Raw genomic sequence first — 17,086 nt, forward strand, 5'->3', positions numbered from 1 at the left:
AATAGAAGTCGCAAAGCGGGAATAAAAAATCCCACTTTGCTAATTCCACTATTTTTATTTAAAATAAATCAGGTCTATTAACTACATTTAAAGCTACAGGAAATCTAGAAGTTCCATCTGCCGTTGCTGTTAAAGTAATCGTTCCTGTCACACTTGGCGTAATGGTATATACTATTAAATATTTCTTATCCTTTTGCATTGCAATTCCTGTAATGTTTCCATTTCCATCAATAGTTAATGATGTTGCGCTTCCAATTGTATTATCTGCTAAAATCTCATAGCCTTTAAATGAATTATTATCTACTGTAATTTTTGAGTTATCATCTACACTCCAATTTATTACTGGATGTGATGATTCCGCATTAACTATCATAGCCATTGTTACAGGTATGTCTTTAGTAGCTTTACTTCCACCTGCTATAACAGCTCCATTTCCTCCATATATGCCATGTGCTTCAATAATGCTTGACTGAAAAGTACTAGTTAGCGAGAAATTTTGTTCATATCCATTCACTCTACCTACTAATATTTTTGAAAAACTTTGAGCACTATAATCATTCGCTATTGCTTCAATAGTTACTTGTATACCTGCTGCTGGTGCTACTATGCTATTGAAAGTATACGTTCCATCTGAACCAGTTCTCATAGAAAAAAGTGTATCTCCATTTGCATTTTTAACACTTACTGTAGCACCACTTATTATATTATTAGTTGAAGCATCTCTTACTGTTCCCTGCACTGTTGCATATATATTATTTATTGTAATTGTTGCTTGAGCTCTTCTTCCTTCTGTATCTTCAACTGTAAATGTGTAATCTCCATTGCTTGTAACTTCATATTGTGCTGAAGCTCCACTTACACTTGTACCATTTGGTAAGATTATATCTTTTACCGGATTTGTGCCGCCAGATCCAGTTGCCGTTATTACTACAGATCTATTTGTATAAGTTGCTGCATCCGGAGATTGACTAAGGCTTATGCTTGGTAAATTATATCGATTTAATGAAAAATTTTGTGTATATGCATCTACTTTACCAACTAATGTTTGCGTAAAATCTTGAGTACCATAATCATTGGCTGTTGCTTCAATCGTTACTCGAACTCCTGATGCTGGTGCTGCTATATTGTTCAATGTATATTTCCCATCTGAACCTGTAGTTCCTGACGAAATTATTTCTCCATTTGCATTTTTAACCCTTACTGTAGCACCACTTATTGGATTTTTTGTTGTTGAATCTATTACTGTACCTTGTACTGTAGCATTAATATTATTTACATCTATACTTTGAGTAGTTGTATTACCCGCATTATCTGTCGCAGTAAATTCATATCTTCCATTTGCACTTACTGTATAAGTTATAGTACTATCTGAAATTAATGTTCCATCAGAATTTGTAACTATACCATTATTGGTAACACTATTTGTTGGGTTCGTAACTGTTCCTTCTGCTTTTCCATTTGTTGCAGTTACATTAGTAATTGAGCCTACCCCAGATCCACCATCTGTTGTTTCAGCATTTATTGTTACCATTCCATTTGTCGCAGTTATTGGACTTGCTGATAATGTTAATGTTGGAGCTGTCGTATCTATTGTTATATTTACTGCACTTGATGCCGGACTTACATTTCCTGCTGCATCTGTTGCTGTTGCTGTTATTGCATGGTTTCCATCTGCTAAACCTGTTGATGGTATAAGTGTCCAGTTTCCATTTCCGTCTGCTGTTACTGTTCCTATAAGCGTTGTTCCGTCATACACTTTCACTGTTGAGTTTGCTTCTGCTGTTCCGCTTATTGTTGGTGTATTATCATTTGTTACTGTATTATTTGTTGGTGTTGTTATCACAGGTGCTTCTGGCGCTGTTGTATCTATATTAGCTATAGGTATACTTTGTGTTATTGTATTACCAGCATTATCCTTAGCAGTAAATTCATATGTTCCATTTGTACTTACTGTATAGGTTATAATACTATCAAAAATTAATGTTCCATCAGAATTTGTAACCTTTCCATTATTTGCATTTATAACACTATTAGTTGGATTCGTAACTGTTCCTTGTGGCTTTTCATCCGTAGCAGTCACATTTGTAATTGACGCTACTCCCGATCCACTATCTGTTGTTTCTGCGGTTATCGTTACTTTTCCATTTGTTGTATTTGCTACTAATGTTAATGTCGGCGCTGTAGTATCTATTGTTATATTTACATTATTAGATACTGGGCTTATAACATTCCCTGCCGCATCTGTTACTGCTGCTGTTATTCCATGTCTTCCATCTGATAACGCTGTTGTAGGTGTAAGTGTCCAATTTCCACTTGCATCTGCGGTTACTGTTCCTATTAATGTTGTTCCATCATACACATTTACTATTGAATTAGCATCCGCTGTTCCAGTTATCGTCGGTCTATTGTTTTTTGTTATGGTTCCATCTGCTGGTCCTGTTATTTCTGGGGCTGAAGATGTTATATTTATAGTCGGTGTTCCTATTATTTTACTTACCGAAATATTGTAAAAATTCGTATACGATATGGTACTACTACTAGTTCTGGTTGTATTATCTGTATTTTTATATAAACCAAAACCTAATTGTCCATATTTTCCACTTTCAGACTTTACTTTAAAAGTCACTTCAACAGTTCCATTTTGTTTCCATTTACCATCTGTACTATCATATGTGAAGTTTATTTGAGGAATGGTTACTGTACATACCTTCCCACTTCCATCTAGACCTCCATTAGCTACAGCTTTAAAATTATCTCCCAAATCAATATTTAATTTTGCATCATTAATACTTAAGGTAGTAACCCCTGTTATTCCCTTTAAGCTTGCATCAACATTTTTCATATCGGCATCTACAGAGTTATAATTAGTCCCATCATTAAATGTACCTTTATAGTAATTACCATTAATACCAAAATCATTTCCACATAATTTCATATAGGTATTTTTTATATTTGTATTGTCTGAATTACTTATATCTAGCACAATTATCTTATATCCCTTGCCTATTATACTTTTTATTTGATCATCAGAATACGATAAATTTCCTGAACTTACTATTATGATTGCTTTTTTAGCACCAGAAGTTCCGTAATTTGTCAGTATATTATCTGCCACTTTTAACGCACTTCCAAATTGTCTTTCGTCATTATTTGAAATATTATTCTTAATATTTTTATCTTCTTGATAAAATTGCCTGTATCCATCTTTTGTATTAGCATCATTCAAATTATATAAAGGTAAAAAGTTAGTTTTGTCTATATCACTTAGATTTTCATTAGTCTGCTTCATAACAGAACTTTTAGGATCACTATAATTACTTCTGGTACCTATATACACAGAATCATTGTAGCCAACTACTCCTAACTTTATACCAGATAAATTACTATCATTTATAACCTGATTTACAAAGCCATTTTGAAGTTCTGAAAATCTTTGCCCTGGATTACTTTTCATTGCTTGAGACATATCTACTAAAACTTCAGCTTCATCAATCTTTCCACTTAATAATGAAAAATCATCTGCTTTAATACCATATTTTACAGTTATCTCATCTGATGATTTTGCTGGATTTGGACTAACTGAGTTCAACGATGCACTTATATTAGGAAATGAGGTATCATTTGTACCTGAAATCACAATATTGTTTATATTGATACTTTGTGTAGTCACATTTCCAGCTGTATCAGTTGCTGTAAATGTATAAGTCCCATTAGTACTCACAGTGTATGTTGTTGAACTTCCTGTAGCTACTATATTATCTGGTTTTGTTATACTTGCCACTGCTACGTTATCAGTTGCTGTTGCTGTTATTGTTACTGTTCCGTTTGTCGAAGCTGTTGAGCCTTGGCTTAAGGTCAATACCGGCGGAGTCTTATCTATTGTTATATTTACTGCATCAGATGGTGAACTCACATTCCCTGTTCCACTTGTTGCTGTTGCTGTTATTGTATGAGCTCCATCTGATAACGCTGTCGTCGGTATAAGTGTCCAGTTTCCACTTACATCTGCATTTGCTGTTCCTATTAATGTTGCTCCATCATACACTTTTACTGTTGAATTAGCTACCGCTGTCCCTGTTATTGTTGGTGTATTATTATTTGTTACTGTTCCATTTGTTGGCGATGTTATTACTGGTTTCGCCACAAAAATATTTTCAATATCTATTGTCTGTACAGCTATATTTCCGTTACTATCTGTGGAATATACGGTGTAAACTCCGTTAGTATTTACATTAAAAGTGGACTGCGCTGTTGATTTATTCCCGCTAATACTAGAATCATATATACTTGTACCACCAGCGGTGAAATAATTTACTGATTGACTTCCAGCTGCCCATTTTATTGTTTTAATACTATTTCCAGAACCTGATGCAGTAGCATTCGCTGTTATTGTTATATTTCCATTTGTCAATGCTGTAGTGTTTTGAGTTAATGTCAATGTTATTCCAGTTGCATTAATAAATGTAACTGAACTATCCTGAACAGGAAGTCCTACATTTCCTGACAGATCAGAATAATTAGCAATTTGTACATTAATTGATCCTGTCTGAGTTATCTTATCACCACTAGAATTAATTGAACCATCCGATCCTATTTTAACAGTTGCAGTATAATTCTCATTAGAGTCCTTTGTGTATGATATTACACTAGCAACATATCCACCAATTAGTATTTGTGGATTTGCTTGCAATGGTTCACTAGCTTTGAAAGTTATAGTTAGCGTATTTCCCAGCCCTGCTTTTTTATTATTACTAGGATAATCAGATACAACAGACAAATTACTTATTGTAGGTGGAGTTTTATCAATTATAAAAGGACCATATAAACCTGAAGTTGTACCTTCACCACTTACGAATTTAGTAGCAATATAATATATTCCATCTTGAGTAGGGAATGGAATTCCCGAAACATCTCCAAAATATGCTCCTGGAATAGTTCCAGGGGTTGTTGTTTTACTCGAATAAAAATAGTTTTGTGGTATATCTGCCCAGCTACTAAATCCACTAGTACTACTATTACTGCTATATTCATACCTTGGAACAAACGCTGCATTGGTAGGACATCCTTCATACCACTCCATATATATTGGATAATAAGAATTAGCTGAAAGATATATAGGATTATTATTAGATCTATCAAAAGCAGAATTAATCGACCAATCATTAACAAATTCTTTTGTTTGCCCATTTACTATAACATATCCATAAGCTCCATCATCAGACTTTGCACCTAGTTTATAATAACCGGTCTTCTCTGGTGAAAAATATCCCCAGAATTTCATTGCTTTCCATGCCGCATTCTTATTAGACTTCATATAATATTTATTAAAAGGATTCCATACATAATACGTAGAAGTTTTACTTTTTGAGGACCCAGTATAAACTGCTGTGTCAGGTAAAAAAGCCGTACTTCCTGAAAGGTTATAGCTTGGTATGTCACTTCCTTGTATAGCTTTTTGTACAAGCATAGTCGAACTAAGTGGTGTCCCAAAGCTAACATCTCTAGTCAACTGTGCAGAACTACTAGCTGAACTTGGGTTTCCAGCATACACATATTGCATAGTACTAATAGTTCCTTTATCACCTATATCATTTGCATAAGCATCATGACTATTAGGCGCTGGCAAATTTATATTTGTCATTGTTGAATCCTGAGGAAACTGTGGAATATTAGTTACATCACTTGCATTTACAAATTTGTATTTTGCCATGGTTGCATTAGTAAAATTATATGAAATTTTAGCCATTGCATTTGCTGCCAATCTTACAGGACTACTAAATATTTTGTTACTATTTGTACCTCCACCATTTGTATATTGAGGTATGCTCTGGTTAGATGAATCATTAACACTTACAGTTAATCCAGTAGTTGACGCTACTGCTTTTTGTCCCGTAAATATCATTGTGCTAATCATCATTGCAACTAAAAAGAAACTTATGAACTTTTTGTTTAATTTTATTATTATATTCATACCATCATCCCCCTTCTCATTTATTTCTAAATTTAATTGTAAAATCAATTGGGTAAGTAACATTACTAAAAGCTTTTTTCTTACTTAATACAATATTAAACTCTATTGAATCAGCTTCATTTATAGTTGAATTTCCATCATTTATATTTCCAGGACGTATTCTTATACTTTCTACTTTTTCTGATATGACTTCTGAATCTATAGATAATTTCTTTAAATTTTTGTCGTAACTAATAGGGATTGTTTCAGTATTTGTTATAGCATCAGTACTACTATCATATTCGCTGTTATTTCTAGATGACTTGAATGATATTTGTGATACATCTATCCATTCTCTGTTTTCAGAAAATTCGCCTTTAATGTTTACTAATTTAGATACAATATCGTCACTGTTATAATTTTTATTTTTTATATCTAGGCTCCCATACTTACACGACTCTACACTAAAAGCCTGCATCCCAATATCACTTATTTTCTCTTGAATCGCTTGTCCTTCTATTTGCAGCGTTGATCTAATATCTGAATCAGAAAAAACCTTATTTCCAGTAACAAGCATTGAACCTGCAATTCCTAATATAGTTACTGTTAATGCTAATGCAATTATCATTTCTATCAATGTGAAACCTGGCTTTTTCTTTTCCATTGTTAAACATCCACCTTCTTAATTGATCATTTTCCATAATTTACTTTCTAAAAAGTTTTTCAAATCGTAATTAGCCGAACCATTCGCATCTGATGCGCTACCACCAGTAGTAGAAGTAATATCTACATTTTCACCAAAGATATATTTAAAATCATTAAAGTTCCGTGATTGAACTCTTTCTATAACATCAGGATCATAATTTATGTTCACATTGCTTCCATTAATATCCAAATCACCTTTAGCAATAATGCATCCATTAATAGTAACTCCAGATTCAATAGAAACCTTTCCTGCTGTAGCTATAATGGCGTTTAGATCTTTGTTATGTCCCACTCGTATATTTATTACACTAGAGTCAGTAGTGGAGTCTATTGACGTATCATTATTAGCAGATTTTGTGATTTTTATTTCTTTACTTGTACTCCCATTAAAAATTGCATATTCTCCATCCGTCAAATTATATTTTGATGGAATTTTATTAGTATCAATTAATGAATCAAAACTCGTTATATTTGAATTCGTATAATCTGACAAACTTGCATCTTGTCCAAATTTATAATCATACTTCGCAAATTCTTCTCTTTTTGAATTTACTGTACCATTTACTTCAGAATCTTCAGTACTCTTACCCTGTATTACTTCATTTCTTTTTTCTCCATTTTCATCAGTTTTTTCGCAAACTATAACACCAATGGAATATATATTATTTTCTGGCCAAGTGATAGCCCCTGTAGATGGATTCCTACTTGATTCATTCCAATAATCAATAAAGTGATTTTTCTTCACAGTAAGTGCTGATCCTGTTGTATATAGCGATGGTTCCAATAACTGCAGTGGATCATAATACGCAAATTTTTCAGCCTCATTTAAAGGAATAGCATAAGCTATATAATTCCCTTTAACTGCTCCAGACTCTGCTGTTTGATAATCTTCTCCTCTTTCATTAGTAGCAGCAATATGTGCGGTCCCCATAAGATATACTGAATCTGAAATCTTAATTGATGAATTACTACTACTATCACCATTGACTATTATACTACTTGATGATTCTGCTTTTTTGCTAAGATCTATATCATTGATTCCATATAAATTATTTATAGTTATCTCTGCATTATTCGCATTTAATGTCAAATCATTGTTTATTATACCATTCTTTATGGTCAATCGACTGTTTTGCTTTGGAATTTCGGCACCATTAATATTACCTACGTATATATTCTTAGCATATAAACTTTCATAAATCCTTGTTTTTCGAATTTCGTCATCTTCTTTTATTGTAGGTGTTTGAACATTAAAGGTTCCTCTTGTAATAACATTTTTTTCAAATTTAACTTCATCACTATTTGTCACCGTTATTCCACCAAAGTACTTTCCATATACTCTATCTTTTGATATTTCATCAGTATCAGGACTACCTTGAACAAATACTTCCCCATTAACAGTTAATTCATTTACATGATTTACTTTCATATCTCCATAAATTGTTAGTGCTCTATCTTTAGTAGCTAGATCATTTAACCCCTCATTAGCACTTTGAAAATATATATCTTTATAGTTAGGCACTATAATTTTATAAGCTGCTTTAAGTTGTCTTTTATTAATTTCTTTTTCTCCTTTTTTTTCGCTATAAAAAACTGACGTTACAGTTAAATTATTATATGCTTCTTGTCCCGTTCTAATAATTCTTAAATTTTTTACTGATGTTGAGTGATCATTACTAATTGCAAGAGGTGGATCATCATTAGAAATCTTAGTAAGCTCACCAACCTCTGCTGTAAGTTCTGGTGACTTATTATTTTGCATTCCGAAATTTACCTTTTCATCCGTAAAATCAATATCATTTGTATTAGTATTCAATTTAACTTCACTAACATATCCAGGTCTTTTAGGGTCTCCATATCCATCTATAGATTGTCTGAGTTTATCGGGCGGACTCTCATGCTCTCCTAACTCAGATTGAGATACTGGTGCTGCTATAAAATTCTTAAAAGCTCTTTTGAATTCTTCATTACAGAGAATCTCTTGAAGATTTTTATCTTCGTTTTTTAATCTCGTTAATTCACTTTGTGTTTTTTGTTGATCAGGGTGGTTTGTATTCCAGTTTGATAATGTTGCAATATCCTTTTCTATTTCTATATAATCTTGATTATATATGCTCGTTCCATCATCTGTACTAGTCTCAGTTAAACTTTGCATCTTCTGCACCTTTAAATTTGCATATTTAGTTGCAGCATCAAAAGTTTTTCCAATTATATTGTATGCAACATCTAATCCCGAATCTGAAGCATATAGATTTTCTATTCGTTTGCTTTCTACAACCCTTGCCTTATAATTACTTGCTACCATTGATAGCATAGCTGTTGCTACTGTAAACACAAACATGAATGCAATTACTACTGTAATCAAACCAGCACCTTGCTTTTTTCTTTTCAAAATTTCACCCCTTTCTACAAACTTTGACGATATGCTTTAAGTTCTTAATTGCAGCATAGCTGCTTTTTTATTTAAGTTCTTAATTGCAGCATAGCTGCTTTTTTTATTTAAGTTCTTAATTGCAGCATAGCTGCTTTTTTTATTAGTGTGTATTTTTCTTGGAATATCCTGTGAATAGGTTATCTTTATCTTCATGGATTCCACCATTTTTATATTTTAAATAATCACTTATTTCAAGTTTAATATCATATAAAGTTCCCATCTTATCTTCATCTGAATCTTCAGCACGATTATCATATATATTTATTTCGCCTTTACATACTGTTACATTCGCTCTCACAGTACTATCTTTTTGCAAATATATATTTGCGGCACTTCCAGTTCTATTATAAACATATGCTTCTACACCATTTAAATTCGAATCATCTATTTTCTTATAGTAATCGAAATTCATACATAAATTTACTTTTGAAGGATTTGAGGAAGTTGTATCCGCTAAAGTTTCAGTTGTTTCTAATAGTGTAGTTCCCTTAGAATCCTTGATTGTTATAGTTCTCTCATTTGCTAAACTAGGTGAAGTTTCAAAATAAACATAAATTACTATTTTATTTGAGTCACTTTCTAAAACTTTAGGTATGTCCGTAATTTCATGCTTAATATAATCTTCTACTCCTGTAGCATTTGACCCTCTTCCTATATAAACTTTATAATTAATATTATTTGCGTTTTTTAATTCATCTCTTATTTGCTCATCATTTAGCGTTACATTTGTAGGAGTCAATGTTACTTTTTCAACATACTTGCTTACTTCTTTAGGACACACCGAAAAGTCTTCCTTTAGATACCTAGTATAAAAAATATCTCCATCATCATTTTCCTCTTTTTGTAGTTCTATTTGATCACCAATCTTAAGGGCAGCATCTGTAGTGACACTTGGAACCACAAAATCTGTGGCTTTCATTTTCTCAATTAAGTTCTTTCCTTCTAATGTTACTGATTGTTTTACCTGCCCAGCCTTAATTTGATTTGTAATAATTACAAATCCATTATATACAGCAATGGAGATTATTGATAATATTGCCATACTTATTACTACTTCTATTAGCGTAAACCCTTCATATTTTTTAGAATTATTCTTCACAATCCTCACCTACTTATTACTAACACTTACATTATTCAAATCACCTTCAACTGTAACTCGTGGGCTGTTAGAATCTTCTCCAGTTATATTTACCTTTAACAGCTTGTCTGTTTTATTAACAATTTTAAGCTTCATTCCTGAATTATCATTTGCATCTAATCTGCTTCTACTTAAAATATCTAAAACCATATTTTTAGATGTTGGCACAAATTCTGCTCCTAGGCCATCATAATTAGCTGGGAACGTTCCTTTTGATGTTTTATATTTATAATAATATTTGTCTCCATCTTGTGTTAATAGCATTTCAACATTTTCTACTGAATTGCTATCTGCATAAACATAAGATGTTCTTAAATCATCCTTTGCCTTACCAATAGTTATAGTTGGAAGATCAGAAGCTGTAGGCTTAACTAAAGCTATAAAATCACTTGGCTCTTTCTCTTCCTGTCCGCTTGATGCTGTTTTGCTTACTGATGTATCACCTGCTGTTCCTGCGCCAAACGGAACACTCTTTCCATAGTTCTCATTTAAATCTAACTTTAAATAACCCTCTAATTCGTCATTAATCTTCGGAATTGAATAGAATTCTAAATTTATTTTTCCTTTTACTCCATCTAAAGTATCTGAATTTACATTTATAGAATTTACTACAATTTTCTTTTTATTTTGAGCAATTGCATTTAAAAACTTATCTAAATCTTCATACTTACCTTCAAAATTCACTTCACATTTAAGATACTGGACCGTATTTTTCTTGGCATCTTTTGAGTCTTTGTTACCGCTTTCTTTGGAATTGTTTGAATCATTTGTATTGCTTGCTCCATTATTATTGGAATCCTTGTTATTAGTATCACTCTTTGTAGAATTAGTTACGGTTTTATCATCGCTTTGTTGTGTTTTTTCAGCATCTCCAAATGCATGATTATATTGATCAACTATAGCTTGCAATGAACTCTCAGCTAAAGACTTTTCATCTTTTTTTGAATTCTCTACACTATTCGAGACTATTGGTTGAAAAGTTACACTCCCCTTTAAACTATTATCTTCTAATAATTCATCTAATTCTATTATTATTTTTTCTTGATTTATTGTTGGATAAAAGGGTAGGGCTTCATCACCTATTTTAGCGTTTAAGATTTTCACGTCACTTTTTTTATCTTCCATTGATTTTATTGTATTCATTACCGTATCATATTTTTGCTTAAGTTCATTTTCTTCACTAACCTTTTGCTGAAGCTGGTCTACTTGTGATAAATAAATAAATTGATAATATAAAAAGCCTACTATTATACTTCCTAATACACATAACATTGTTTTCTCTTTATTACTTATTTTCATACTATCTAACATCCTTTAACACACATTTTATATCAAAGGAGTACTCTCCCTCTACTGAACTTTGAACGTTTATTGAATTTACATAAACATCAGACATTATTGGTAATTCTCTTAGCTTGCGTTCTAGTTCTGCTACTGCTTCCCTGGTAGTTGATGTACCTTTTATAGCTATATTATTTTCTACCACATCTAAGTTCTTAAATAAAACTTCATTCGGCAGCGTTGAACTTATATCTTTTAACAATGATTCTGAGACATTTTCTCTACCCGTAACGGAAATAGCAACATCATTTAATGCTTTATCATATTTTTTTAATAAATCTATTTGTTTATTTACATTTTCCGCTTCCTTTAATTGTGCTTGTATCTCTGGAGCTGATAATTTTTCATTATATTCACTTATACTTTTATTTAAGAACATCATTTGGGTCATATTAATGCCAAAACTTACTGCTATAGCAAGCCCAACTATTATCATCATTCCATATACATATATTTGATAATTAATTTTTTCTTTATTTTGCCCTATATATGGTTTAAAAAAATTCAAATCTTTCACAATTCCACCTCCTATTCAACTCTTATGACTGAACCTATTACATTTATAAAATCATCAATAGGATTGCCATCATCTTTTGATTTAAAGGCTACCTTAGTTATTTCGTTTATTTTTGTTTTAATTCCAAGTTTTTCCGTCATATATTCTTCCATTCCTTTTATCTTAGAACTACCTCCAAAAATAATTATTTTATTTACTTGATTTCCAATATTTCTATTTTTATAAAATTGGATTATTTTTTCTATCTTATCCATCCACTCATCTACTACATATTTGACTTGCATATTTATTGGTTCTAATTCATCTTTTAAATTCAAATTTTTCTGTTTAAAACTTGTTGCTTCACTAACTGCACCAATCTGGTCTAATAATATTTCATCAATATTATTCCCACCATCTTTTATTATTCTAGTAAAATCTAACTGACCATCTTTATATATATTAACATCAATAAAGCTTGCCCCAATATCAATAACTGCGACTGCTTCTTTTGATTTATGTTCAAACTCACTGTTTATACCTGTATAATTAATGAATTTATTTACCGCATTGTAATTTACATCTAAAACATATGGCTTTAAATTTAGTTTTTGCAAAAGGTTATAATATCCTCTTGCTATTTTTTCAGGATATGCAATAACACGAACATTAAGTCTTGCATTTCCATTCACTTCTTCTTCACCTAAGATAGTTACTTGCAATATATAATCCTCTAAATTTATAGGTAAATATTGCTGAATTTCATATCTGACAACCGTATCCATTTCTTCAGCTTCTACTTTTGGAATTAAAATTTCTCTATTTATAATCAGCGTAGAATTAGTTGTACATATAGCATCTTTAGCCTTTATTCCGCTTTGCTTTAGTGCTTGATTCAACTTTTCATATAGCTCTTCTGCTTTTTTTATTTCTCCATCTATAATTGCATCTTTTGGAGTTGGAATAGATATATATTTGTATATAACTATTTCCTTTTTATAATACATTCCCTCAACTATTTTTATCATAGAACTACCAATGTCAAAGGCAACAACTCTTCTTTTTTTCTCTGGCGTACTTAATTTATTTATTTTTTTTAAGTTTTTTGACAATTTAACCTTTAAGGTTCCTACATCCATATTTGCTAAAGCTTTAAAGTCAATGGATTTTCTCTTTTCTTTAGTCTCAATATCTGCATTATTTTTGTCTAATTCAGAATTACTATTTTTCTTCTTCATTATCCCCATACCTTATTTCTCCTCTATTATTCTCCATTTAGTTTGTCTATTTTAATGTACAATGTAAAATTAATATTTTAAATATTAATAGTTAAAATTTCATTAATATTAGCTTCTTTCTTTTATTAACTTTACATAATACATTAACTTTACTTCACAAATTCTATTAATTGTAACTTACTAATCATAAAAATCAAATTAACTGAAGATAATATTTATAAGTAACAAAAGTACTTATAAATATTACTTCTTAATTACTATTCTTACGATAAAACTGATGAATAAGTACTGCTTGCCGGCACTGGTAAAATTTCAGTACTACCTATTTTTACTATTACCTGATTATTATCAACAGTAGCTGTAAAAGATTGTCCAGCAAACCCCTGAGCCTTTGCTTTTGGTATATTGCCATCCATTATAGTTGCAAGACTAAAACTACTGTTATCACCACTACTATCTAAAGTAATATCTCCATTTGAAATAGCAGTTGATACCGCCGTTTGAATATTTTTAGCTGTTGCTATATCTGACTTTACATTACCACTTTCTCTTATTGCTCCAAATCTAGGTATAGCTATTGCTGCTAATATTGCAATAATTGCAATAACGATAATTAATTCAATTAACGTAAATCCTTTCTTCTTTTTCTTAGTCAATTCATTCTTTTTTCTGATTGATAAGTTAATCATTATAAAACCTCCTAATTTTTTATTTTTATATCTTAATGCCCTTTGGCTTTTGCCTAGCGCACTAATTACTATTTTTATTATATCTGAGTGTATGAATTAAATAATGGAAGCATTATGGATACTATCATAAATCCAATTACAAGTCCCATTACTACTATTAAAATTGGTTCTATAAGGGCTACGGAAGTTTGAATTATCGATTCAAGCTCTTCATCATAAAAATCTGCTGTTTTATTTAATATATCATCTAAAGAACCTGTCTCTTCACCTATTTTTATCATTGAATAGAGCATTGCAGGAAAAATCTCACTTTCTCTCATTGAAACATATAAACTTTCTCCCCTCATTACATTATCCCTTATTTTTAACAATACCTTCTCAGAAACTTTATTTCCTGTAACCTCCGAAACAATTTTTAAAGCTTCTACCAAGGGTAGTCCACTTGCTATAAGTGTAGATAGTGTTCTTGTAAATCTCGATACTATCATCATTTGATTAAGTTTCTTAAGTACTGGTAATTTTAACTTAACTTTACTTGATGTTAATTTCCCTTCTTCTGTTTTAAGGAAAATATTTAATCCAAATCCACATGCACCTATTAAAATGATAACAAACATCCAATTATTCCCAATCATATCGCTAAGTCCCAGTAAAAATCTAGTAGACCAAGGCAGAACTGTTCCACTTTCCTTGAATATTTCTGTGAAAGTAGGCATTACAGATGTTAATATAAATACAATTGCTCCTATAGACACCATTCCAAGTACGATTGGATAAACCATAGCACTTTTAACCTTATTATTAACCTTATTTTCCTTTTCATAATGGGTCGCCATTCTAAGCATTATTGAATCTAAGTTACCACTTGCTTCACCTGAAGCCACTAAGGATATTAAAAGTTCTGGAAATACATCCTTATACTTTCTCATTGCATCTGATAAAACTCCACCTTTTGCAACTTCTTCGTTTATATCTCCTGTTGCTTCTCTTAGTTTTTTATTTTCAATTTGATTTGACAATATTTCTAGACAGGTTAAAATCGGAACTCCTGCATTTAACATAGTATAAAACTGTCTACAAAATATTGATATATCTTTAAGTTTCACTTTACTATTAAACTTAAGTTCAATATTAGCACTTTCTGATATCTCTTCTATCATTAAAGGATAATATCCGTTACCCGAAACAAAATCCATAACTTCTTCTTTCGAATTTGCTTCATAATGCCCCTCAATTTTCTCCCCATCTGAGTTCATAACTCTATATTTAAATTTTCCCATATAAAATCACCTCCTAGAAGTTTATTTTTTAACCATTGCAATTGTTGAAAGCTCTTCAATAGTGGTTATTCCTCTTAAAACAAATTCTTTACATTCGCTTTCCAATGTCTTCATTCCATTAGCTATGGAAATATCTCTGATCACATCAGAATTTCCACCTGAATTTATAGCTTCCCTATGCTTTCTAGTCATTTCCATAATTTCATAAATACCAATTCTTCCTGTATATCCTGTTTCATTACAATATCCACAGCCACTTCCTTTATAAAGAATGAGTGGCTTGTCTATTTCTTGTCCTAAAAGTTCTTTTTCATATAGATTTGCTTCATATGGCACTTTGCATTTATCACATATTCTTCTAACTAGTCTTTGCGCTACCACGCCCATAACAGACGTTGAAACTAAATAAGGCTTAATCCCCATATCAACAAGTCTTACTATAGATGAAGGAGCATCATTAGTATGAAGAGTACTTAAAACCAAATGTCCTGTAATAGCGGCACGAGTCGCAATTTCTGCTGTTTCCTCATCTCTTATTTCCCCTACCATTACTATATCCGGGTCTTGTCTCAAGATACTTCTAAGACCACTTGCAAAAGTCAAACCAGCTTTTTCATTTACATTTACTTGATTAACTCCATTCATAGTAAATTCAACCGGGTCTTCTACAGTAATAATATTTACATCACTAGAGTTCAATTCTTTAAGCACTGAGTACAAAGTAGTAGATTTACCGCTTCCTGTAGGTCCGGTAACTAAAACTATTCCATGAGGATTAGCTATTATCCTATCTAATCTTTTAATATTGTCCTCACTCATTCCAAGTCTATTCTTACTTAATACTGAACCGCCAGTATTAAGAATTCTTATAACTATTTTTTCACCGTTAACTACTGGAAGTACAGATACTCTTAAATCTATATCTTTCCCGTCCACATTTGTCATTATTCTTCCATCCTGAGGTATTCGTTTTTCTGCTATGTTTAAACCAGCCATAATCTTTATTCTTGTTACTAACGGTCCTAAGCTTTCTATTCCGAGAGTATTAATTGTTTTTAACTTTCCATCTATTCTATATCTAATTCTGATTTCATATTCAAAAGGTTCTATATGAATATCTGATGCCTTTAACTCTACAGAATTCTTAAACATATAATCAACCATTTTAACAGCAGGTGCGCTATTAACCTCATTTATATCTTCAGCCGAACTAGTTTGGGACTGCTTAACTGCTTTCAAGCTTTCTTTTGCCAGCTGTATTGCTGCATTATTAACTTGCTGACTGCTATAATATATTCCTATAAATTTTTTAATATCATCTTTTTTAGATATAAATGACTCTATCTCAAATCCAGTAGATATTGCAACATCATCAATGGCAAAAATATTTAATGGATCTGCAAGAGCAACTTTAATCTTATTGTTATCAAAACCAAATGGAATTAACATATATTTTTCACACAAATTCTGAGGTATCAAAGTTATTGCTTTTCTATCAAAATTTATTGTATTTAAGTCTACTTTTTTTATTCCAGTTTGCTGCTCTATAGCTTCAATTATATCTTCTTCAGTTATAATTTTACTTTCAAGTAATATTTCTCCAAGCTTTTTACCAAGCACTTTTTGGGACCTTAATGCATCTTGCAATTGATATCCCGTAATTTTGCCCGCATTTACAAGAATGTTCCCTAACCTTCTTTTTTCAGTCGCCATTATATGTTTAACCCCTTTTATTTGTTATAAATGAAATAAGTATTGTGTCTTCAATATTAGTGTAAATTCAGCATGAAAATTATACAAGTAAAAACATTGTAA

Annotated in this window: 11 protein-coding genes; all 11 read right to left on the minus strand. The window is 31.4% G+C overall.

All coding sequences use genetic code 11. The features are described from left to right. Nucleotides 1–58: 58 nt before the first annotated feature. The 11 genes from D2A34_RS01750 to D2A34_RS01795 all read right to left on the minus strand — a co-directional run bounded on the left by D2A34_RS01750 (nucleotide 59) and on the right by D2A34_RS01795 (nucleotide 16,984). Nucleotides 59–5,971, minus strand: a complete 5,913-nt coding sequence (locus tag D2A34_RS01750) for an Ig-like domain-containing protein (RefSeq protein ID WP_182629290.1) — start codon at nucleotides 5,969–5,971, stop codon at nucleotides 59–61. 16 nt (nucleotides 5,972–5,987) lie between these two features. Continuing rightward, entirely contained in the window at nucleotides 5,988–6,614 is a 627-nt protein-coding gene (locus D2A34_RS01755; protein ID WP_119365524.1) for a PilW family protein, read from the minus strand. Between the two features lie 18 nt (nucleotides 6,615–6,632). Then, nucleotides 6,633–9,047 carry a hypothetical protein gene (locus tag D2A34_RS01760; RefSeq protein ID WP_119365525.1) on the minus strand — a complete coding sequence of 805 codons (2,415 nt, stop codon included), beginning with the start codon at nucleotides 9,045–9,047 and terminating at the stop codon, nucleotides 6,633–6,635. Between the two features lie 36 nt (nucleotides 9,048–9,083). Continuing rightward, nucleotides 9,084–9,242: a hypothetical protein gene (locus D2A34_RS26555; protein ID WP_182629291.1), complete on the minus strand. Its 159-nt coding sequence runs from the start codon at nucleotides 9,240–9,242 to the stop codon at nucleotides 9,084–9,086. Next, a complete protein-coding gene (locus tag D2A34_RS01765; RefSeq protein WP_182629292.1) occupies nucleotides 9,190–10,188 on the minus strand; it encodes a PulJ/GspJ family protein in 999 nt (332 codons plus the stop codon). Before D2A34_RS01765 ends, D2A34_RS26555 begins: the two co-directional genes overlap by 53 nt. 9 nt (nucleotides 10,189–10,197) lie before the next feature. Beyond that, entirely contained in the window at nucleotides 10,198–11,526 is a 1,329-nt protein-coding gene (locus D2A34_RS01770; protein ID WP_119365527.1) for a pilus assembly protein PilO, read from the minus strand. Between the two features lies 1 nt (nucleotide 11,527). Then, nucleotides 11,528–12,085, minus strand: coding sequence for a PilN domain-containing protein (locus D2A34_RS01775; protein WP_119365528.1), 558 nt, complete (start codon nucleotides 12,083–12,085; stop codon nucleotides 11,528–11,530). 11 nt (nucleotides 12,086–12,096) lie between these two features. Further along, nucleotides 12,097–13,302, minus strand: coding sequence for a type IV pilus assembly protein PilM (gene pilM, locus D2A34_RS01780; RefSeq protein ID WP_119365953.1), 1,206 nt, complete (start codon nucleotides 13,300–13,302; stop codon nucleotides 12,097–12,099). A gap of 263 nt (nucleotides 13,303–13,565) precedes the next feature. Next, complete coding sequence (locus D2A34_RS27380) at nucleotides 13,566–13,991, minus strand: prepilin-type N-terminal cleavage/methylation domain-containing protein (protein WP_119365529.1); 426 nt, start codon at nucleotides 13,989–13,991, stop codon at nucleotides 13,566–13,568. Nucleotides 13,992–14,068: 77 nt separating this feature from the next. Then, the gene (locus D2A34_RS01790) at nucleotides 14,069–15,271 is read right to left on the minus strand and encodes a type II secretion system F family protein (RefSeq protein ID WP_119365530.1); all 1,203 of its coding nucleotides are present in this window, start codon (nucleotides 15,269–15,271) and stop codon (nucleotides 14,069–14,071) included. A 21-nt stretch (nucleotides 15,272–15,292) separates the two neighbouring features. Further along, complete coding sequence (locus D2A34_RS01795; protein ID WP_119365531.1) at nucleotides 15,293–16,984, minus strand: GspE/PulE family protein; 1,692 nt, start codon at nucleotides 16,982–16,984, stop codon at nucleotides 15,293–15,295. Between the last annotated feature and the right edge of the window lie 102 nt (nucleotides 16,985–17,086).

The organism is Clostridium chromiireducens (genome assembly GCF_003575225.1).
Lineage (GTDB): Bacteria > Bacillota > Clostridia > Clostridiales > Clostridiaceae > Clostridium > Clostridium chromiireducens.